This is a genomic window from Amycolatopsis sp. cmx-4-83, assembly GCF_046548815.1.
Classification (GTDB): Bacteria; Actinomycetota; Actinomycetes; order Mycobacteriales; family Pseudonocardiaceae; genus Amycolatopsis; species Amycolatopsis pretoriensis_A.
The window spans coordinates 1-20061 of the sequence record NZ_JAEBEF010000021.1 but is presented as its reverse complement, the minus strand read 5'-3'; the positions used below and the strand labels follow the sequence as shown (position 1 = coordinate 20061).

The window sequence follows — 20061 nt, the reverse complement described above, 5'->3', positions numbered from 1 at the left end:
TGAGGAGCGCTCCGGCATGCAGATCACCTCGGTGGTCAACCAGAAAGGCGGGGTCGGCAAGACCTCTCTGAGCGTCGGCACCGCGGCGGCGCTGGCCGAGCGGGGCCGGCGGGTGCTGCTGGTCGACCTCGACCCGCAGGGCCACGCGACGACCGAGATGCTCGGGCTGGCCGAGGTGCCACCGGACCGGCCGAGCCTGGCGAAGGCGCTGGCCAAGACCTGGAAGGGCGCGATCGAGGACCTGGTGGTCCCGCACCCGCGCAGCAACCTCGGCAAGGGCGGCGCGCTCGACGTCGTGCCGACGTCACCGGGGATGTTCGACCTGATCCGGCGGCTCGACTCGTTCCGCGTACCCGGCTGGCAGCTCGCGCGGGTCATCCAGTTCGCCAACTACGACCACTGCATCATCGACTGCCCGCCGGCGCTCGACGTGCTGACGAACAACGCGCTGGCGGCGTCGCACGGCATCCTCGTGCCGGTGCAGCCGGACAAGACGAGCATTCGCGCGCTGCGGCTGCTGGCCGACCAGGTCCGGTACGTCGAGCAGACCGTCGGGCGGCAGCCGCTGTCGTGGTTCGGGCTGGTGCCGAGCCTCTACCGGCGGCCGATCTCGCACTACGCGGCCGCGGCGCTGCAGGAGATGTACGAGTTCGGCATCCCGATGCTGTCGCACCTGCCGCTCGGCGTGGTGATGAACGAAGCGGCGGCGCACGGCGTCCCGGTGACGACCTACGCCCCGGAGACGTTGCAGGCGCTGTCGTTCCGCGAGATCGCGGGCACCCTCGACAGCTACCTGGCGCAGAACCAGGCCCCGGCCGTCGTCCCCGCCGACGAGGAGTTCGTCTTCGAGGACTTCATCTCCGAAGTCGCGGTGGCGCGCAACGTCAACGACAACGGCGTCCGCAAGGGCCTCTACGACCTGCTCCCGAAGAAGCCCAACCGGCCGCGCTCGTGAGTGTTCAGGCGGGTTAGAACCCGCCTGAACACTCACGAGGCTCAGAGGCGGCAGGAACGGATGTCGGACGCCAGGATCGCCTTGGCGCCGACCTCGGCCAGCTCGTCCATGACCCGGTTGACGTCCTTGCGCGAGACCATCGCGCGCACGGCGACCCAGTCGTCGTCGGCCAGCGGGGCGACCGTCGGCGACTCCAGGCCCGGCGTGATGGCGATGGCCCGTTCGACGAGCGTGCGCGGGCAGTCGTAGTCCAGCATCAGGTACTGCTGCGCGAACACGACCCCGCGCAGCCGCGCCGCGAGCTGCGACTTCGGCTTGCTCTCCCCCGTCCCCTTGCGCTGCAGCAGCACCGCTTCCGAGACGCAGATCGGGTCGCCGAACGCCACCAGGTTGTTCTGGCGCAGCGAACGCCCGGATTCGACCACGTCCGCGATCGCGTCGGCGACGCCGAGCTGGATCGAGATCTCCACCGCGCCGTCGAGGCGGATCACCTCGGCCTCGACGCCGTGGCGGGCGAGGTCGTCGCGGACCAGCCGCGGGTACGACGTCGCAAGCCGCTTGCCGTGCAGGTCCGCCGGCTTCCAGTCCTTGCCCGCCGGGGCGGCGTAGCGGAACGTCGAGCCGCCGAAACCGAGCGCCTGGACCTCCTCGACCGGCGCGCCGGAGTCGAGCGCGAGGTCCCGGCCGGTGATGCCGAGGTCGAGCTCGCCGGACCCGACGTAGATGGCGATGTCCTTGGGCCGCAGGAAGAAGAACTCGACCTCGTTCACCGGGTCGAGCACGGTCAGGTCGCGCTGCTCATGCCGCTTGCGGTAGCCCGCCTCGCCGAGCATCTCCGTCGCCGCGGCGGCGAGGGCTCCCTTGTTCGGCACGGCAACACGCAGCATTTCGCTTCTCTCCTCGTATCTTCGAGCGACAGTCACAGGTAGCGGTAGACGTCCTCGGTCGACAGACCGCGGCCGAGCATCAGCACCTGCACCCGGTACAGCAGCTGGGAGATCTCCTCGGCGAGGCGGTCGTCGGACTCGTGCTCGGCCGCGATCCACACCTCGCCGGCTTCCTCGAGCACCTTCTTGCCCTGGGCGTGCACCCCGGCATCGAGGGCGACGACGGTGCCGGACCCGTCGGGACGGGAACGCGCGCGCTCGGCAAGCTCCGCGAACAGCTCATCGAAGGTCTTCACGGTCTGCAGATCCTTCCACCCCGGGCCCGCGGGCGCCGCCCCGGGCTGGCCGGGATGCCGCGGATCTCACACCACCGTGGAACGTTGTTCCCGAAAGGTGGGATCAGAACAGCGAGCCGCGCTCGAAGTCGAGCAGGTACCGCTTGCGTTCCAAGCCGCCGCCGTAGCCGGTGAGCGAGCCGGTCGAGCCGACCACCCGGTGGCACGGGACGATGATGCCGATCGGGTTCTTGCCGTTCGCCAGCCCGACCGCGCGGGACGCGCCCGGGTTGCCGAGCCGGTCGGCCAGCTCGCCGTACGACGTGGTGGTGCCGTACGGGATCTCGCGCAGCTGCGCCCAGACCGACCGCTGGAACGGCGTGCCCACGAAGGCCAGCGGCAGCTCGAACCGCTCGCGCTGACCGGCGAAGTACTCCTTCAGCTCGGTTTCGGCGCGGGCGAAGATGTCCGCGCCGGGGTCGTGCGTGCCGAACGTCAGCTCGTCCGGGCGGTGGCGCTGCTCGGCCATGTACAGGCCGCACAGCGCGTCGCCCTCGGCGACCAGCGTGAGCGGGCCGCACGGGCTCTCGGCAACTGCATGGGTACGCATCGGTTCTCCTGACCTCAAGCCGCGGGCATCCGGTTGATCGCGTGGTCGCCGGTGGCCCACAGGTGCTGGGTGGCGTACGCCCGCCAGGGGCGCCACGCCGCGGACCGGGCGACGACGGCGGCCTGGCCGCCGAGGCCCAGGGTCTCGGCCGCGTACTTGATGCCGAGGTCGGTGGGGAGGAACGCGTCCGGGTCGCCGAGCGCCCGCATCGCGATGCTCTCGACCGTCCACGGCCCGAACCCCGGCAGCGCGGTCAGTGCCGCCCGGGTCGCGTCCCAGTCGCTGCCCGCGCCGAGGTCGAGGCCGCCGGTCAGCGCCTCGACCAGCGCGAGCAGCGTGCGACGGCGGCTGCGGGGCATGGCCAGCGTCTCCGGGTCCAGCGAAGCCAGCGCCTCCGGCGACGGGAACAGGTGGGTCAGGCCGCCTTCGGGGTCCTCGACCGGTTCGCCGTGCGCCACGACGAGCCGGGCGGCGTGGGTGCGGGCCGCCGCCGTCGAGACCTGCTGGCCCAGCACGGCCCGGACGGCGAACTCGGCGCCGTCGACCGTGCGCGGGACCCGGCGGCCCGGTGCGGCCGCCACCAGGGGCGCGAGCAGCGGGTCGGTGGCGAGCTGGTCGTCGACGGCGACCGGGTCGGCGTCCAGGTCGAGCAGGCGGCGGCAGCGGCTCGTCGCGGCAGGCAGGTCGCGGAGGTCGGCGAGGGTCAGCCGGGCGGCGATGTGGCCGTCCTCGGGCCGCAGCGCGACGACACCGGGGCCGTGCGGCAGCCGCAGCGTCCGGCGGTAGGCGCCGTCCCGCCACTCCTCCACCCCCGGCACACCGGTCGCCACGAGGTGCCCGAACAGGTTGTCCGGGTACAGCGGCTTCCGGTAGGGCAGCCGCAGCACGAGCGCGCCGGCGGCCGCGGGCTTGCCCTTGGCGCGCTGCCGCAGCTCGGTCGGCGAGAGGGCGAACACCTCGCGCACGGTGTCGTTGAACGTCCGGATGCTGCCGAACCCGGCGGCCAGCGCCAGCTCGGTCATCGGCAGGGCGGTCGTCTCGATCAGGATCCGCGCGGTCTGCGCGCGCTGGGCCCGCGCCAGCGCCAGCGGGCCGGCGCCGAGCTCGGCGAACACCTGGCGCTCGACCTGCCGGACGCTGTAGCCGAGCCGGGCGGCCAGCCCGCGGACGCCTTCGGTGTCCACGACGCCGTCGGCGATCAGCCGCATCGCCCGCGCCACCAGGTCGGCGCGCTCGTTCCACAGCGGCGAGCCGGGGCTGGCGTCGGGGCGGCAGCGCTTGCAGGCGCGGAACCCGGCCTGCTGGGCGGCCGCCGCGCTCGGGTAGAAGCTCATGTTCCGCGGCTTGGGCGGCACGACGGGACAGCTGGGCCGGCAGTAGATCTTCGTCGTCAGAACCGCCGTGTAGAACCACCCGTCGAAGCGGGCGTCCTTCGCCTGCACGGCCCGCACGCACCGTTCGAAGTCTTCATGCACGCGTCCCAGCATCGCCGAGCGCGGAGACGCGGGCTAGCGGAAATGCGACATGGGCGTGGGTCAGCCCAGCAGGGCCGCCAGCGCCGGGACGTCGACACCCACCAGCGAGTCGCGGAACACGCGCCGCTCCCCCGCCTCGACCGGGACGTCGTTGGGGATGACCAGGACCGCGCAGCCCGCGGCGACCGCCGACGCCGTGCCCGGCGGGGAATCCTCGACCGCGACGCACCGCGCCGGGTCGACGCCGAGCAGTTCGGCCGCCTTGAGGTACGGGCGCGGGTGCGGCTTGTTGAGCCCGTCGACCTCGTCGCCGCACACCGTGACGTCGAAGAAGCCGCGGCCGATCGTGTTCAGCGCCAGCTCGGTCAGGTCGCGCTCGGTCGAGGTGACCAGCGCCGAGCGCAGGCCAGCCGCCTTCACCGCGGCCAATGCTTCGCGGGCGCCCGGGCGCCACGGCAGCGCGTCGTCGAAGAGCCCGGCCGTGCGGCGGCGGATCTGGTCGCCGGTCGACGCGATCGCTTCGGGGGTGACGGGACGGCCGACCACTTCCAGGAGGTACTGCGCGGTGTCGTCCATGTTGGACCCGACCAGTGTCATCCGCTGTTCTTCGGAGAGCTTGCCGCCGAGGGCTTCCGCCGTCTCGTAGAGCGCGACGTCCCACAGCTTCTCGGAATCGACCAGGGTGCCGTCCATATCCCACAGCACGGCAGCGATTCCGTCCACAGTGGATTCTCCTCAGGTGTTGAAGTACTTCGCTTCCGGGTGGTGGCAGACGATCGCGTCGGTCGACTGCTCGGGGTGCAGCTGGTACTCCTCGGACAGCTTGACGCCGATGCGGCCCGGCTCGAGGAGCGCGACGATCTTCGCCCGGTCCTCGAGATCGGGACAGGCGCCGTAGCCCAGGGAGAACCTCGCTCCACGGTAGCCGAGCTTGAAGAAGTCCTCGACGTCCTCGGGGTCCGCTGAGGCGACCGCCACACCGCCGGGCAGGGTCAGCTCGCCCCGGATGCGGCAGTGCCAGTACTCGGCCAGCGCCTCGGTGAGCTGGACGCCGAGGCCGTGCGCCTCGAGGTAGTCGCGGTAGGCGTTCGCGGCGAACAGCTCGTTCGCGTAGTCGGCGATCGGCTGGCCCATGGTCACGACGGTGAACGGCACGACGTCGACTTCGCCCGCCTCCCGCGGCCGGTAGAAGTCGGCCAGGCAGAGCCGCCGGTCGCGGCGCTGGCGCGGGAAGGTGAACCGCAGCCGTTCGGGCGCGTCCGGCTCGGGCTCGGTGAGCACGACCAGGTCGTCGCCCTCGGCGACGCACGGGAAGTAGCCGTAGACGACAGCCGCGCCGGCCAGGACGCCGTCGGCGGTCAGCCGGTCGAGCCAGTACCGCAGCCGCGGCCGTCCTTCGGACTCGACGAGCTCGTCGTACGTCGGCCCGCCGCCGCCGCGGGCACCCTTGAGGCCCCACTGCCCCATGAAGGTGGCGCGCTCGTCGAGCATCGCGGCGTAGTCGGCGAGCGCGATGCCCTTGGCCACCCGCGAACCCCAGAACGGCGGCACCGGCAGCGGGACGTCGGTGGCGACGTCCGACCGGGCCGCCGGCGGGCCTTCGAGGGCTTCCTCCTCGGCCTTGCGGGCCTTGCGCGCTTCGGCGATCCGCAGGGAGCGCTCACGCCGTTCCTTGCGCTCCACGCGCTTCCGCTCGGCGTCGGCGTCCACCAGCGGCGATTCCCCGCGCTTGGCGGCCATGATCGCGTCCATCAGCCGCAGGCCCTCGAACGCGTCCCGCGCGTAGCGGACGTCGCCGAGGTAGAGCTCCGTGAGGTCGTTCTCCACGTACGACCGGGTGAGCGCGGCGCCGCCGAGCAGCACCGGCCAGCGCGCGGAGACGCCCCGGGAGTTCATCTCCTGGAGGTTCTCCTTCATGATCACGGTCGACTTCACCAGCAGCCCGGACATCCCGATCGCGTCGGCGCCCTGCTCCTCGGCCGCGTCCAGGATGGTCGTGATCGGCTGCTTGATGCCGAGGTTGACGACCTCGTAGCCGTTGTTGGACAGGATGATGTCGACGAGGTTCTTGCCGATGTCGTGCACGTCGCCGCGGACGGTGGCCAGCACGATCCGCCCCTTGCCGGCGTCGTCCTCCTTCTCCATGTGCGGCTCGAGGTGCGCGACGGCCGCCTTCATCACCTCGGCGGACTGCAGCACGAACGGCAGCTGCATCTGCCCGGACCCGAACAGCTCGCCGACGGTCTTCATGCCCGACAGCAGGGTGTCGTTGATGATCTGCAGGGCGGGCCGCTGTTCCAGCGCCGCGTCGAGGTCGTCGGCCAGGCCGTTGCGTTCGCCGTCGACGATCCGGCGTTCCAGTCGCTCGAACAGGGGCAGCGCGGCCAGTTCCTCGGCGCGCGACGCCTTCGACGATGCCGCGCTCACGCCCTCGAACAGGGCCATCAGCTCCTGCAGCGGGTCGTAGCCCTCGCGGCGGCGGTCGTGGATCAGGTCGAGGGCGACCGCGCGGCGGTCGTCCGGGATCCGCGCCATCGGGAGGATCTTCGACGCGTGCACGATCGCGGTGTCCAGCCCGGCCTGCACGCACTCGTGCAGGAACACCGAGTTCAGCACCTGCCGCGCGGCCGGGTTGAGCCCGAAGGAGATGTTGGACAGGCCGAGCGTGGTCTGGACCTCGGGGTGGCGTCGCTTGATCTCGCGGATCGCTTCGATCGTCTCGGCGCCGTCGCGCCGCGATTCCTCCTGGCCGGTGGCGATGGTGAAGGTGAGGGCGTCGACGATGATGTCGGCGGTGCGCAGCCCCCAGTTCCCGGTGATGTCCTCGATCAGCCGGGTCGCGATGTCGGCCTTCTTCCGCGCGGTCCGCGCCTGGCCTTCTTCGTCGATGGTCAGGGCGACGACGGCGGCGCCGTACTCGCTGACCAGCTCCATGACCTTCGTGAACCGCGACTCCGGCCCGTCGCCGTCCTCGTAGTTGACGGAGTTGACCGCGCAGCGGCCGCCGAGCCGCTGCAGCCCGGCGCGCAGCACCGGGACCTCGGTGGAGTCGAGCATGATCGGCAGCGTCGACGCGGTGGCGAGCCGCCCGGCGAGCTCGGCCATGTCGGCGGTGCCGTCGCGCCCGACGTAGTCGACGCAGAGGTCGAGCAGGTGGGCTCCGTCGCGGGTCTGCTCGCGGGCGATCTCGACGCAGTCGTCCCAGCGGCCCTCGAGCATCGCGGTGCGGAACGCCTTCGAGCCGTTGGCGTTGGTCCGCTCGCCGATCATGAGCACGCTGGCGTCCTGCTTGAACGGCACCGCCTGGTACAGCGACGACACGCCGGGCTCGGGCCGCGGGCGCCGCGGCACCGGAGCGGTGTCCGCGACCGCGGCCGCGAGCTGCCGGATGTGCTCGTCGGTCGTCCCGCAGCAGCCGCCGACCAGGCCGACGCCGAACTCGCGGACGAACCCGGTCAGCGCCTCGACCAGCGCTTCCGGGCCGAGCGGGTAGACGGCGCCGTCCGGGCCGAGCTCGGGCAGGCCGGCGTTGGGCATCACCGACAGCGGCACCCGCGCGTGCTTGGCCAGCTGCCGCAGGTGCTCGCTCATCTCGGCCGGGCCGGTGGCGCAGTTGAGCCCGATGACGTCGACGCCGAGCGGCTCGAGCGCGGCCAGTGCCGCCCCGACCTCGGTGCCGAGCAGCATGGTCCCGGTCGTTTCGACGGTGATCGAAGCGAGGACCGGCACCCGGCGGCCGTCGGCGGCCATCGCCCGCTTCGCGCCGATGATCGACGCCTTCGTCTGGAGGATGTCCTGGGTGGTCTCGACGATCACCGCGTCCACGCCGCCGGCCAGCAGGCCGCCGACCTGCTCCTGGTAGGCGTCCCGCAGGGTGGTGAACGGCGCGTGGCCGAGCGTCGGGAGCTTCGTGCCGGGGCCGACCGAGCCGAGCACGAACCGCGGGCGGTCCGGCGTCGCGAACTCGTCCGCGGCCTCCCGCGCCAGCCGGGCGCCGGCTTCGGCCAGCTCGAAGATCCGGCCGGTGATGTCGTATTCGGCGAAGTTGGCGAAATTCGCCCCGAAAGTGTTGGTCTCGACCGCGTCCGCACCCGCTTCGAGGTAGCCGCGGTGCACGGACCGGACGACGTCCGGCCGGGTGACGTTCAGGATCTCGTTGCAGCCTTCCAGACCTCCGAAGTCGTCCAGGCTCAGGTCGTGGGCCTGCAGCGCAGTACCCATCGCCCCGTCGGCCACCAGGACGCGCGAGCCCAGGACTTCGAGAAACGGCGACGACAGGCGGTCGGACATGCTGAACAGGGTAAGGCCGGTGGTCGTAGGCTGGGCCGGTGAGTGAGCCCGTCGACGAGACCCCGCGGCCGCCCGGCGACCGCCCCGAACCCACCCGGCCCTTGATGGTCGTCGCCTTCGAAGGCTGGAACGACGCAGGTGACGCGGCCAGCCGGGCGGTCGAGCACCTGCAGCTGAACTGGGACGCCACGCCCCTGGCCGAACTGGAGCCCGACGACTACTACGACTTCCAGGTCAGCCGCCCGACCGTCCGGATGGTGGACGGCGTCACTCGACGGGTGGACTGGCCGACGACGACGCTCTCCGTCTGCCGCCCGGTCGGGTTCGACCGCGACGTGGTCCTCGTCCAGGGACCCGAGCCGAACATGCGCTGGCGCGCGTTCTGCGCGGAGCTGCTGGAGCACATCAAGCAGCTCGACGTCGCGACCGTCGTGACGCTCGGCGCGCTGCTCGCCGACACCGCGCACACCCGGCCGGTCCCGGTCACCGGGACGGCGTACGACAAGGACACGGCGTCGCTCTACGGCCTGGACCTGAACAACTACCAGGGCCCGACCGGCATCGTCGGGATCCTGCAGGACTACTGCGTGCAGGCGGGCATCCCGGCCGTGTCGATCTGGGCCGCGGTGCCGCACTACGTGTCGCACCCGCCGTCCCCGAAGGCGACGCTGGCGCTGCTGCACAAGCTGGAGGACATCCTCGACGTCGAGATCCCGCTCGGCGCGCTGCCGGAGCAGGCCGAGGAGTGGCAGCGCACGGTCAGCGAGATGGCCGACGAGGACGAAGAGATCAGCGAGTACGTCCGCAGCCTCGAGGAGCGCGGCGACGCGCAGACCGAGGTCGCGGAGCAGGACGTCAGCGGCGACAAGATCGCCGCCGAGTTCGAGCGCTACCTGCGCCGCCGCGGCCGAGGCGGCGGACAGGAAGGCTTCGGCCTGCGCTGAGTCACCCGCGCCAGCTGGTGGCGAACGCCCGGGCGGGGTTCGCCACCAGCATGGCCGTGACGACGTCGCCGCCGAGCAGCTTCGCCAGCCGCGGCGCCAGCGTCGTGAGCAGGTACGGGAGGCCACCGGGTTCGCGCCGGGCGGTGGCGGTCGTCGTGTCGCCGCCGAGCAGCAGCTGACCGCCGTGCCCGGCGCCGACGAGGGCTTCGAGGCAGTCCGCGAGCCGCCAGTCGGTGGCCCGGTTCGCCAGTGACGGCCCGTCGAACGCCAGGAAGACGCCGGTTCGGGCGATCTCCTGCTGGATCCGCGGCTCCGGGTGGCGGTTGAGGTGCCCGAGGATCACCCGGTCGGCAGGCACGCTGAGGGTGCCGCACAGCAGCTCGGCGATCTCGAGCCCGGCGGTGCCGTGTTCGAGGTGCACCGCGATCGGCGCCCCGGTTTCTTCGTGCGCGACCGCGGCGGCGGTCAGCGTCGTGCGGGCGTGCGCGTCGATCGCGTGGAACGCGCCGGCGACCTTGATCAGCCCCGCGCGGTGCCGCGTCCGCCGGTCTTCCGGCAGGTCGGCGGGCCCGGTGCCCTCGACGAGGTCGGCGACGAAGAGCCGGACCAGGTCGTCGATCACCCGGTGGAGCAGGACCGGCGCGTAGTGCGCGGCCCGGTGCAGCCCGGTCGCGGCGACCACGTGCACCCCGGTCTCCTTCGAGAACTGGGCCAGCTCCCGGGTCCGGCGGCCGAGCCCGAACGGCGTCCACTGCACCACGGCCGAGCCACCCGCGGCCCGGAACGTCAGCAGCTGCTCCAGCGCCGCTTCCGTGTCGTCGAGCTCCTCGCCGGGCAGCAGTTTCGAGGCGAAGAAGAGGTGGTCGTGCGAGTCGGTCACGCCCAGTTCGGCCGGATCGATGTCGCCGGTCAGGGTGCGGACCTTGGGTTCCCCAGTCACGCGGCCGAGTGTAACGGCTCACCCGTTACGATGGCGAGGTGCCGGAAGACTTCCGCCTGGACATGGGCGCACCGTGGCTGAACCTGCTCGCCACCCGCGGCCGCCACTTCGGGCCGCAGCCGGTGGAGCGGCTCCCGACCGCGGCCCGGCTGCGGGACTGGCTGGCCTGCTCGGAGCTGACCCCGTTGGCCCCGGTCACGGACTTCGAGCTGGCCACCGCGCACGAGCTGCGCGAGGTGCTGCGGCCCTTGGCGCTGGGCGTGGTGGACGGTGTCGCGCCGAGTGCCGGGGACGTGCGGGCGCTGACGCGGTTCCTGAAGCCGGAGCCGGTGCACCTGGCCGCGCTCGACCGCTTGCACCGGAGCGCCCCGCCGACGGCGGATGCCGCTTTCGCCCGGCTGGCCCACCAGGCGGCGGACTGGCTCACCGGGCCGCTGCGGCACGACCTGCGGGCTTGTCCGGAGCAGGACTGCCGAGGGGTGTTCGCCGACCCGGGCGGCCGGCGGCGCTGGTGCCCGTCCCCGGCGTGCGCGAGCCGCGGGCGCGTCAGGGCACTGCGGGAACGGCGCCGCACGGAGTCGTGAAGGACAGCGGGCGCCGCAGGTCCATGAGCTTGAGGTCCGGCGCCGCCCCACGGGCTGCTGCCGGGCCCGCGCGCTTCAGGCGCCGACGGCCCGAAGTCCAGCGGGGCCCGACTGTGGGAAGGACGAGCGAGCCCACCGGGGTCACCCGGCCGCGAACCCGATTTCAGCCAAGGCCCGACCTGGGCGGCGAGCGAGCCCACCGTGTCTGCCCGCCCGAGAACCGGTGCCGGGCCGGATCGAGGCCTCGCAGCCGAACCGCGGCTCAGGAGGGCCAGAGGATGCGGCGCATCGGCACCGCGCCCCGAGTCCGCTTGCGCCACTCGCGCGGGTACCCCAGCGACACCTCTTCGAAGCGGACCCCGTCCGCCTCCGTCGTGCGCGGGATGTGCAGGTGGCCGTAGACCGCGATCTCCGCGCGGTACCGCAGGTGCCAGTCCTCGGTCTTCGTCGAACCGCACCACAGCGCGAACTCCGGCCAGTACAGCGGGGCCGTCGGGTGGCGGTGCAGGGGCCAGTGCGACATCAGGATCGTGCCGTGGTCCTCGGGGATCGCGTCGAGGCGCTCGGTGCTGATCTTCAGCCGGTCCGCGCACCACGCCTGGCGGCTCGGGTACGGGTCCGGGTGCAGGAAGTACTCGTCCGTGCAGACGACGCCGGCCTCCCGCGCCTGGCGCAGGGCCTCCTCGAGGGACTTGCCCTCGGCCTCGGGGGTCCGCCAGCTGTAGTCGTAGAGCAGGAACAGCGGCGCGATGGTCAGCGGCTTCGCGCCGTGCTCCCAGACGGGGTACTCGTCCTCCGGCGTCAGGACGCCGATCTCGCGGCACTGCTCGACGAGGTACTCGTAGCGGGCCTGGCCGCGCAGCTGGCACGGGTCGTTGTTCGTCGTCCACAGCTCGTGGTTGCCCGGCACCCAGACGACCTTCGCGAACCGCTCGCGCAGCGTCTTCAGCGTCCCGATGGTGGCTTCCGCGCGCTCGGCGACGTCGCCGGCCACGAGCAGCCAGTCGTCCGCCGTCTCGGGGACGACCGAGTCCAGGATCGGGCCGTTGCCCTCGTGGGTCACGTGGAGGTCGCTGGTGGCGAAGAGGTGTGGCACCCCTCCACCGTAGCCACCGCGCTCACGGGTTCTTCGCGAAACCTGCGAATCCGGGCCAGCATGAGCACCCCGGCGAACACGTAGACGCCCGCCTGGACGTCGAGCAGCACCGCGGGCCCGGTCGCCGCGACGAGGGTGCCCGCCAGCAGCGCGCCGACGGTCGTGAAGGTGGCGATCACGGCGAACGTCGTGCTCAGCACCCGTCCGGCCCGCTCGGGGGCCACCGCGCTCTGGATCTCCGACAGCACCCCGGCGCCGACGGCCACCCCCGGCGCACCCACGAGGACGAAGAGGCCGACGTAGACGCCCAGCGCGGTCGTCACCGAGGCGAGGTTCCAGATCACCGCGGACAGCACGCCCAGCAGCAGCGAGCCCCAGCCGAGCAGCCGGACCGGCGCCACCCGCCGCGCCACCGTCGCGAGCGCGAACCCGGCGGCCAGCCCGCCGATCGCCTGCACGCCCCGCAGCAGGCCCGCGTCGGCTTCGCTGCCGCCGAGCACGTCCAGGACGTAGACCACGAACAGCACCAGGAACATGCCCTGCGCCAGCGAGGTGAACACCAGCGCGAGCCCGGTGCGCCACAGCCGCCGGTTGTGCGTCAGCTCCCGCAGGCCGTCGAGCCACGCCCGCACGACGGGTTCGTGCCCGGCGGCGGGCGCGGGGGCCGCCACCCGCCGGAACGGCTTGGCCAGCAGCGCCGCCGCCACCACGAGGACGGCGAGGTAGCCGGTGACGACGTCGGCGAGGCCACCGAAGCCCAGCAGCGCGCCGCCCGCCCAGCCGCCGGCGAGCCGGGCGACGCTGCCGTTGACGCTCATCAGGCCGTTCGCGCCGGTCACGTCGGCGACCCCGACCAGCTCCGGCACCAGCGCGTTGCGCGCCGGCTCGAACACCGACGCCAGCGCCGCCTGGGCGGCCATCACGCCGTACACCACCGGGACGCCGGGCTCGGCCAGCAGCGGGAGCGCGACGACGGCGAGCCCGCAGCAGACGCCGAACAGCACCGCGCGGCGGTTCCACCGGTCGGCGACGACGCCGGCGACCGGGCTCAGCAGCACCGCGGGCAGCAGGCCGAGCACGATGCTCAGCGCCGTCGTCGCGGCGGAGCCGGTGCGCTGGAAGACGTAGACCGGCAGCGCCACCTGCAGCATCCATTCGGCCGTCTCGCCGAAGAACGCGGCCACCCACAGCCGCGCGAACGCGGGCACCCCCAGCAGCTGTCTCACGCCTCCGCCTTCCCCGAGTGCTCGATGCGCGGGAACGCGCGCAGGCCGACGTGCACCGACGCCGCGTCCGCCGGCGCGTCGGCCCGGATCGCGCCGACGTAGGGCCGGACAAGCGCGTCGATCGCTTCGGTCAGCTGGGTCAGCTCCGCGGGCGTGACGCGCAGCGCGTAGGTCGACATCCCGGCCGCGGCGCGCCAGGCGGGGTCGAGGTCGTCGAGGGAGTCCAGGTACCGCTGGGTCAGTTCCTGCTCGTGGCTCAGCGTCGCGCCGACGACGCCGAGCTGCGCGGCCCGGTGCGCGGGGTCGTCGGCCAGCTCCCCCACCTCGAGGCCGACCTGCCGGGCGCGCCACGGCCGTTCGCGGCCGTCTTCGGCGTCGGCCCGCTCGACGAGGCCGTACTGCGCGAGCTGCCGCAGGTGCCAGCTGCAGTTGGACGCGGTCGAGCCGACCGCCTCCGCGCACTCGCTCGCGGTGCGCGGGCCGACCGCGGTGAGGTGGTTGAGCAGCGCCGACCGCAACGGGTGCGCCAGCGCGCGCAGCAGCTCGACGTCCTCGATCCGCTTGCGCGGCGGCAGCTCGGCCATCGGTCGCCCCATTCCTGAAAGAAGTGTTTCGAAAGTCTTCTTTCATACTTGGTCCCGCCTGCGGGTTTGTCAACCGGCTGCGTTATCGTTCGCCGCGCAGCAGCTGCACCAGGCAGTGACTGCACCGTGACCCGACCTTGGATGGACGTTGCCCGACCAGCGCGAACTCGCCACCGCCGCCGCCCTCGCCCTCCCCCGGTTCGTGGGCTCGACCGCGCTCTTCCACGCCGCGGTCGCCGAGCGGATGGGCGTCACCCCCACCGAGCTGCACTGCCTGCACCTGCTCCACGGCGGCGTCAGCGACTCCCCGACCGAGCTCGCGGGCCTGCTCGGGATGTCGACCGGGGCGTTCACCCGCCTGCTCGACCGGATGGCGCTGCACCGGCTGGCCGAGCGCGCCCCGGACCCCGCCGACCGGCGCCGGCTCGTCGTCCGGCCGCTGCCCGACCGGATGGCCGAGCTCGCCGAGCTCTACGCGCCGATGGCCCGGTTCGTCGGCGAGCGGCTCGCGCGGTTCGACCGCCGCCAGCTGACGGCGTTGCTCGAGTTCCTCACCGACGGCACCGCGGCCGCTGAACGGTCGACCGTCGAGCTGCCGGATGTGACGCAGGCCATAACCCGTTGACTAACTCTACGGTTGTTGCGTTAACTTGTCTTCACTATGAAGAACTGAACCGCGCCCATCCCGCTTCCGAGGCGGCACCCGGTCGAGCCTGACGCTCCCGCGTGCCACGACGCCCGGCGGGATCTCCGCTTCTTTTCCTCCGGGCCCGGTGATGCGCAATGTCAACCCTTTTTCCCTTGCAGGCCAAGGACGTCGTCTTCGGCTACGGCACCCGCGTGGTGCTCGACGGCATCTCGCTGACCGCGTCGGCCGGGCAACGGCTCGGTCTGGTCGGCGAGAACGGCACCGGCAAGTCCACCCTGCTGCGCCTGCTCGCCGGGCTCGAAGAACCCCGCTCCGGCGAGGTGCTCCGCGGCCCCGACGTCGGGTTCCTGCTGCAGGAACTGCCGTTCGCCATGGAGGCGACGTTCGCCGACGTGCTCGACGACGCCCTCGCCGAGATCCGGGCCGCGTCGGCCCGCCTCGACGAGCTGACCGCGGCGATGACCGACCGGCCCGACGACGAAGGCGTGCTCGAGGAGTACGGCCGGGTCCTGGAGTGGGCCCAGGCCCACGACCTCTGGGACGCCGACCGCCGCGCGAAGCTCGTCTGCGACGGGCTCGGCCTCGGCGGCGTCGCACCGGACCGGCGGCTCGGCACGCTGTCGGGCGGGCAGCGGTCCCGGCTCGGGCTGGCCGCGCTGCTCGTCCGGCAGCCGGAGACGCTCCTGCTGGACGAGCCGACCAACCACCTCGACGACGCGGCGCTGGCGTTCCTCGAACGCCACCTCGCCGAGCTGACCGGGATCGTCGTGCTGTCCTCGCACGACCGGGTGTTCCTCGACGCCGTCTGCACCGACATCGTCGACCTCGACCCGGCCGCGGCGGACCGGCAGGCCGGCGGCGCGGTCCGCTACGGCGGCAGCTACTCCGACTACCTCGGCCACAAGAAGGCCGAGCGGGCGCGGTGGGAGCAGCGCTTCGCCGAAGAACAGGAGGAGCTGAAAGAGCTGCGGGAGACCGTCGCGGTCACCGCGCGGAACGTAGCCTACGGCCGCGGCCCGCGGGACAACGACAAGTTCATCCACCACTTCAAGGGCGCGCGCGTCCAGAAGACGATCTCGCGGCGGGTGCGCGACGCCGAGCAGCGGCTGGAGAACCTCGAACGCGACCAGGTGCGCAAACCCCCGGCGCCACTGCGGTTCCGGGCGGAGCTCACCGGCCGGGCGGCCGGTGAAGGACCCGCGATTTCGGTGCGTGCACTGGAAGTCCCGGGCCGGTTGCGGCTGCCGCGCCTCGACGTCGAGGGGTCGGCACGGCTGCTCGTCACCGGCGGGAACGGCGCCGGGAAGTCGACGCTGCTCTCGGTGCTGGCCGGCCGGCTGCCCCCCGCCGCCGGCACGGTCCACTTCGGACACGGCGTGCGGGTCGGGATGCTGGAGCAGGACGTCGCCTTCGCGGAGCCGCACCGATCCGCGGCCCGGGTCTACCGGGACACGCTCGGCGAGGACGCTCCCCCGCTGAGCCGGCTCGGCCTGCTGGCGTCCCGGGACCTCCGGCAGCCCGTCGGCGCGCTCTCGGTCGGCCAGCGGCGGCGGCTGGCGCTGGCGATCCTGCTCGCCGAACCACCGGACGTGCTCCTGCTCGACGAGCCGACGAACCACATTTCGCTGACCCTGGCGGAAGAACTGTTCTCGGCGCTGGAGACGGCTCCGGGCGCGGTCGTCCTCGCGTCCCACGACCGCTGGCTGCGCCGCGACTGGTCCGGCGACCACCTTCACCTGACCGACGGTCACCCCACCGCCGCGGTATAGGTCGTTATACGCTCAGGGGCCGCACTTTCACGTGAAAGTGCGGCCCCTGGTCGGGTTTCAGAGGTCGATGCCGAGGAGGGCGTCGACCGCGATGCGGATCAGGCCGGGAGCCGTCGAGTCGGTGCCGTCGCGGCGGAGGGCCTCGTTCGCCCACGCGTCGATCGCCGCCAGCGCCTTCGGCGTGTCCAGGTCGTCGGACAGGTGGTCGCGCAGCCGGACGATCGTGTCCGCGGCGGACGGCCCGGTGGCCAGCGAGACGGCCTCGCGCCAGCGCGCCAGCCTCGTCTCGGCGTCGGTGAGGAGCGAGTCCGTCCACGGGCGGTCGGCGCGGTAGTGGCCGGCGAACAGGGCCAGCCGGATCGCGCCCGGGTCGACCTGGTCGGCCCGCAGCCGCGAGACGAACACCAGGTTGCCGCGGGACTTCGACATCTTCTCGCCGTCGAGGCCGATCATGCCGGCGTGCACGTAGTGGCGGGCGAACTGGCCGTCCTTGGCCACGGCTTCGGCGTGCGCCGCGCTGTACTCGTGGTGCGGGAAGATCAGGTCCGAGCCGCCGCCCTGCAGGTCGAACCCGAGGCCCAGCCGGTTGACCGCGATCGCGCTGCACTCGATGTGCCAGCCGGGGCGGCCCGGGCCGAGCTCGGACTCCCACGAGGGCTCGCCCTCGCGGGCCACGCGCCACAACAGCGCGTCGAGCGGGTGGCGCTTGCCGGCGCGGTCGGGGTCGCCGCCGCGCTCGGCGAAGAACTTCGCCATGGTCGGCTCGTCGTAGTTCGACTCGTAGCCGAACCGGCCGGTCGCCGCGTGGTCGAAGTAGATGTCCGGGAACTCCGGGTCTTCGGCCCGGTAGGCGGCGCCGTTGGCCAGCAGCTTGGCGATGACCTCGACGATCTCCGGGATGCTCTCCACGGCGCCGACGAACTGCTGCGGCGGGACCACCCGCAGCGCCGTCATGTCCTCGCGGAACAGCGCCGTCTCACGCATGCCGAGCACGACCCAGTCGTCCTTGTCCCGCGCGGCGCGCTCCAGCAGCGGCTCGTCGATGTCCGTGACGTTCTGCACGTAGTGGACGTCGTGTCCGTTGTCGCGCCACACGCGGTTCACCAGGTCGAACGCGAGGTACGTCGCGGCGTGCCCCAGATGCGTCGCGTCGTAGGGCGTGATGCCGCAGACGTACATCCGGGCGGTGGCCCCGGGCGCGGTCGGGCGGACCTGCCCGGTGGCCGTGTCGTGGAGCCGCAGCGGGCGGGGGGTGCCCGGGATGCGGGGCACGTCGACGGATGACCAAGTCTGCATACCTCGACTGTAAGCGCTGCCCCGCACCCCCTCCCGTCCGGTGGGACTCCTCCCCCACCTGGCGGAGTCATTCCTCCCGGCGGGCCGCGTTCGCTTCGATGGCGTCGCGGACGAACGCGCCCACGCCGGGACGCTGCTCGTCGGCCCGGACCAGGAACTCCAGCTGCGCCGGCTCGGTGGCGTACAGCACACCGATCCGCCGCTGCGTCTCGTAGGAGCACTCGCCCATCACGCGGGACAGCATCTCCCGGTGTGCCTCAGCCAGCTCCCCGGCTTCGGGGCTGTCCGGCGCGGCCCCGGCGTCCAGGACGGCGCCGAGCCGCGCCACCCAGTCCTTGCGGGCGGCCTCCCCGGCCGCCAGGTCCTCCTTGGACGGGGTGGCGGCACCCCGCCACTCGGGGGTGTGCGCCCAGCGGCGGGCGGCTTCTTCCGCGTAGCCGTCCGGTTCGCGGAACCCGCCGAACACTTCGAACTTCTCCTCGGGCGTCAACGCGCTGCCCATGGCTCTCGCCTCCATCACGCGGTCGACGGCCGCGACCATCCGCCCGAGCTCGCCGATCCGCGCCACCAGCAGCTCACGCTGCCGCTTGAGGTGCGCTTCGGCGTCGGTGCCCGGGTCGTCGACGAGAGTCGCGATCGTCTCGAGGGGAAAGCCGAGCTCCCGGTAGAACAGGATGCGCTGCAGCCGGTCGAGGTCGTCGTCGGCGTAGCTGCGGTACCCCGCCGCGGTCCGCCCGCTCGGGCTGAGCAGGCCGATCTCGTCGTAGTGGTGCAGCGTGCGGACGGTGATCCCGGCCAGTGCGGCGACCTTGCCCACCGGATGCCCCATCGTTCCCCTCCTCTTTCGGTGGCCGTTCGGCCCTTGCGAAGACCACCGTGCTGCCTGACGTGACGTGAGGGTCAAGCATCACCCTTCCTCAACCTTCGACACGCGGCTCGCGCGGTTAGCCTGGCCGGATGAGCACCGTGATCGTCGCAGGCGGCGCGATCGTCGTGCTCGCGCTGGTCACGGCGGTGGTGCTGCGGCTGCGCCGTCCTCGCCCCCGGTTCGTGTCCGGCGCCGTTCCCGCCGAACCGGTCGCCGCTGTGGCGCGCGGCACGCTGCTGGCGAAGATCGACTCGACGTTCCGGGACGGCCGGTTCTGCGTCCTGCTCGGCCGCGGCGGAGCAGGCAAGACGCACCTCGCCGCCGCCTACGTCCGGGCCGGCCGCTCGCCCGTGGTCTGGGTGCCTGCCGAGGACCCCGCGCGTGCCTTCGCGGCGCTGGCCAGTGGTCCCGACGCCGAAGCGGCTGCCCGCGAGGGTCTCGCGTGGCTCGACGGTCTCGAAGACGCGCTCGTCGTCTTCGACGGCGCGACCGACCCGGACGCGCTCAACCGCTGGCTGCCCGCCCGCGCCCGCGTCCTCGTGACCACGACGGTGCCGGACTTCGAAGTCCTCGGCCCCACGCTGCCGGTGCCCGCGTTCGACGAGCCCGAAGCGGTCGGCTTCCTCCGTGCGCGATCGGGCCGGGACGCCGCCCCGGCCGAGGTCGCGCGGGAACTCGGTGGCTTGCCGCTGGCGCTGGCCCAGGCGGGCGGCGTGATCCGGACGTCGGGCTTCGGGGAGTACCTCGACCGGCTGCCGCACACCCCGCCGCTGGAGCGGGACCCGGGCGAAGACCACTCCCCGTGCGTCGAGGACACGACGATCGCGGCGCTGCGAGCGGTGGCGGCCCGGGACGGCCGGGCGTCGGTCGTCGCGGAACTCCTCGCCGTGCTGGGATCGCCGGGCGTCCGGCGGGCGCTGGTGCACCGGGTGGGCCCGGACCCGGTGGCGGTGGACGCGGCGCTGGCCGGTCTGGCGTCGGCGTCCCTCACGGAGTTCGACACCAGCGGCGAGGTCGTGACGATGCACCGCTTGACCCGCCGCGCGATCCTGGGCCGGCTGCACGCGGAAGACCGGATGGCCGCGGCTCTGGACCGGGCGTTCGCCGTGGTGGCGGCGGAGGAGACGGCGGACCTGACCGGCCACGCCGCCGCGTTGTGGCGCCACTTCCGCGCCCTGCCGTCGGCGGAGTCGGGTCCTCGGCTGGGCACGGTCCTGCGGCTGCGGCGCCGGTCGGTCGACCTGCTGACGGCCGAGGGCGCCCACGGGCAGGCTCGCGCGCTCGGCCGGGAGGTGCTGGCCGACCACGAGGCGTACCTGCCGAGGGGCCACGAGGACACGGCCCGCGCCGCCCGGGCACTGGGCCGGGCGAACGAGGACCGGACGGGCACCGGCCGTCATCGACGCGCTTAGGGAATGTCTGACCATGCCTTGGTCCAGGTGACCACGGCGTGGAGGACGACCGCTGACCGATAGACGATGGCCAACTTGATGCCCCTATCGATGTCAAGCGATCGCTGGCAGACCAGTGTGCTGCGTGGCCTGGGCGATGAGGTTGAAGAGCTCTCGCGCGACATAGCGTTTCAGGCAGCGGATCGCTTCGCGCCTGGTCTT

At 72.8% G+C, this 20061-nt stretch carries 18 protein-coding genes; 6 read left to right on the top strand and 12 right to left on the bottom strand.

Features of this window, described 5'->3' with window-relative positions:
- Positions 1-16 precede the first annotated feature (16 nt).
- Entirely contained in the window at positions 17-955 is a 939-nt protein-coding gene (locus tag ACLJQM_RS44900) for a ParA family protein (RefSeq protein ID WP_247023249.1), read from the top strand.
- A gap of 41 nt (positions 956-996) precedes the next feature.
- On the opposite strand, the gene hisG is transcribed toward ACLJQM_RS44900, so the two are convergent.
- The 6 genes from hisG to metH all read right to left on the bottom strand — a co-directional run bounded on the left by hisG (position 997) and on the right by metH (position 8492).
- Positions 997-1842: an ATP phosphoribosyltransferase gene (hisG, locus tag ACLJQM_RS44895; protein WP_247023248.1), complete on the bottom strand. Its 846-nt coding sequence runs from the start codon at positions 1840-1842 to the stop codon at positions 997-999.
- Positions 1843-1874: 32 nt separating this feature from the next.
- The gene (locus ACLJQM_RS44890; RefSeq protein ID WP_247023247.1) at positions 1875-2138 is read right to left on the bottom strand and encodes a phosphoribosyl-ATP diphosphatase; all 264 of its coding nucleotides are present in this window, start codon (positions 2136-2138) and stop codon (positions 1875-1877) included.
- A 103-nt stretch (positions 2139-2241) separates the two neighbouring features.
- The gene (locus ACLJQM_RS44885; RefSeq protein ID WP_410636270.1) at positions 2242-2727 is read right to left on the bottom strand and encodes a methylated-DNA--[protein]-cysteine S-methyltransferase; all 486 of its coding nucleotides are present in this window, start codon (positions 2725-2727) and stop codon (positions 2242-2244) included.
- 14 nt (positions 2728-2741) lie between these two features.
- Positions 2742-4202 carry an AlkA N-terminal domain-containing protein gene (locus ACLJQM_RS44880; protein WP_410636269.1) on the bottom strand — a complete coding sequence of 487 codons (1461 nt, stop codon included), beginning with the start codon at positions 4200-4202 and terminating at the stop codon, positions 2742-2744.
- A 60-nt stretch (positions 4203-4262) separates the two neighbouring features.
- Positions 4263-4925 (bottom strand): HAD family hydrolase, encoded by a 663-nt coding sequence (locus tag ACLJQM_RS44875; RefSeq protein WP_410636268.1) that lies wholly within the window; start codon positions 4923-4925, stop codon positions 4263-4265.
- Positions 4926-4937: 12 nt separating this feature from the next.
- Positions 4938-8492 (bottom strand): methionine synthase, encoded by a 3555-nt coding sequence (metH, locus tag ACLJQM_RS44870; RefSeq protein WP_410636267.1) that lies wholly within the window; start codon positions 8490-8492, stop codon positions 4938-4940.
- Between the two features lie 38 nt (positions 8493-8530).
- Between metH and ACLJQM_RS44865 the strand changes: the two genes are divergently transcribed.
- A complete protein-coding gene (locus ACLJQM_RS44865) occupies positions 8531-9436 on the top strand; it encodes a PAC2 family protein (RefSeq protein ID WP_410636266.1) in 906 nt (301 codons plus the stop codon).
- Position 9437: 1 nt separating this feature from the next.
- Here ACLJQM_RS44865 and ACLJQM_RS44860 read toward each other — a convergent pair whose 3' ends face one another.
- Positions 9438-10376 carry a phosphotriesterase gene (locus tag ACLJQM_RS44860; RefSeq protein WP_410636265.1) on the bottom strand — a complete coding sequence of 313 codons (939 nt, stop codon included), beginning with the start codon at positions 10374-10376 and terminating at the stop codon, positions 9438-9440.
- Positions 10377-10414: 38 nt separating this feature from the next.
- Between ACLJQM_RS44860 and ACLJQM_RS44855 the strand changes: the two genes are divergently transcribed.
- Entirely contained in the window at positions 10415-10960 is a 546-nt protein-coding gene (locus ACLJQM_RS44855; RefSeq protein ID WP_360781867.1) for a CGNR zinc finger domain-containing protein, read from the top strand.
- Positions 10961-11222: 262 nt separating this feature from the next.
- Here the strand turns inward: ACLJQM_RS44855 and ACLJQM_RS44850 are convergent, their stop codons facing one another.
- From ACLJQM_RS44850 to ACLJQM_RS44840, 3 genes are read right to left on the bottom strand one after another with little or no spacing between them, the layout of a single operon-like run.
- Positions 11223-12056: a metallophosphoesterase family protein gene (locus ACLJQM_RS44850; protein WP_247023239.1), complete on the bottom strand. Its 834-nt coding sequence runs from the start codon at positions 12054-12056 to the stop codon at positions 11223-11225.
- The gene (locus ACLJQM_RS44845; RefSeq protein WP_360781865.1) at positions 12020-13282 is read right to left on the bottom strand and encodes an MFS transporter; all 1263 of its coding nucleotides are present in this window, start codon (positions 13280-13282) and stop codon (positions 12020-12022) included. The genes ACLJQM_RS44850 and ACLJQM_RS44845 overlap by 37 nt, the downstream gene beginning before the upstream one ends.
- Positions 13279-13866: an ArsR/SmtB family transcription factor gene (locus tag ACLJQM_RS44840; RefSeq protein WP_410636264.1), complete on the bottom strand. Its 588-nt coding sequence runs from the start codon at positions 13864-13866 to the stop codon at positions 13279-13281. Before ACLJQM_RS44840 ends, ACLJQM_RS44845 begins: the two co-directional genes overlap by 4 nt.
- Positions 13867-14014: 148 nt before the next feature.
- Between ACLJQM_RS44840 and ACLJQM_RS44835 the strand changes: the two genes are divergently transcribed.
- Both ACLJQM_RS44835 and ACLJQM_RS44830 read left to right on the top strand, forming a co-directional pair.
- Entirely contained in the window at positions 14015-14491 is a 477-nt protein-coding gene (locus ACLJQM_RS44835; RefSeq protein ID WP_247023236.1) for a MarR family winged helix-turn-helix transcriptional regulator, read from the top strand.
- Positions 14492-14649: 158 nt separating this feature from the next.
- Complete coding sequence (locus ACLJQM_RS44830) at positions 14650-16284, top strand: ABC-F family ATP-binding cassette domain-containing protein (protein ID WP_410636263.1); 1635 nt, start codon at positions 14650-14652, stop codon at positions 16282-16284.
- 57 nt (positions 16285-16341) lie between these two features.
- Here the strand turns inward: ACLJQM_RS44830 and mshC are convergent, their stop codons facing one another.
- Both mshC and ACLJQM_RS44820 read right to left on the bottom strand, forming a co-directional pair.
- Positions 16342-17580, bottom strand: coding sequence for a cysteine--1-D-myo-inosityl 2-amino-2-deoxy-alpha-D-glucopyranoside ligase (mshC, locus tag ACLJQM_RS44825; RefSeq protein ID WP_410636262.1), 1239 nt, complete (start codon positions 17578-17580; stop codon positions 16342-16344).
- A 67-nt stretch (positions 17581-17647) separates the two neighbouring features.
- Complete coding sequence (locus ACLJQM_RS44820) at positions 17648-18409, bottom strand: MerR family transcriptional regulator (protein ID WP_410636261.1); 762 nt, start codon at positions 18407-18409, stop codon at positions 17648-17650.
- 128 nt (positions 18410-18537) lie between these two features.
- Here ACLJQM_RS44820 and ACLJQM_RS44815 point away from each other — a divergent pair, with 128 nt between their 5' ends.
- Complete coding sequence (locus ACLJQM_RS44815; RefSeq protein ID WP_410636260.1) at positions 18538-19860, top strand: hypothetical protein; 1323 nt, start codon at positions 18538-18540, stop codon at positions 19858-19860.
- Positions 19861-20061 lie beyond the last annotated feature (201 nt).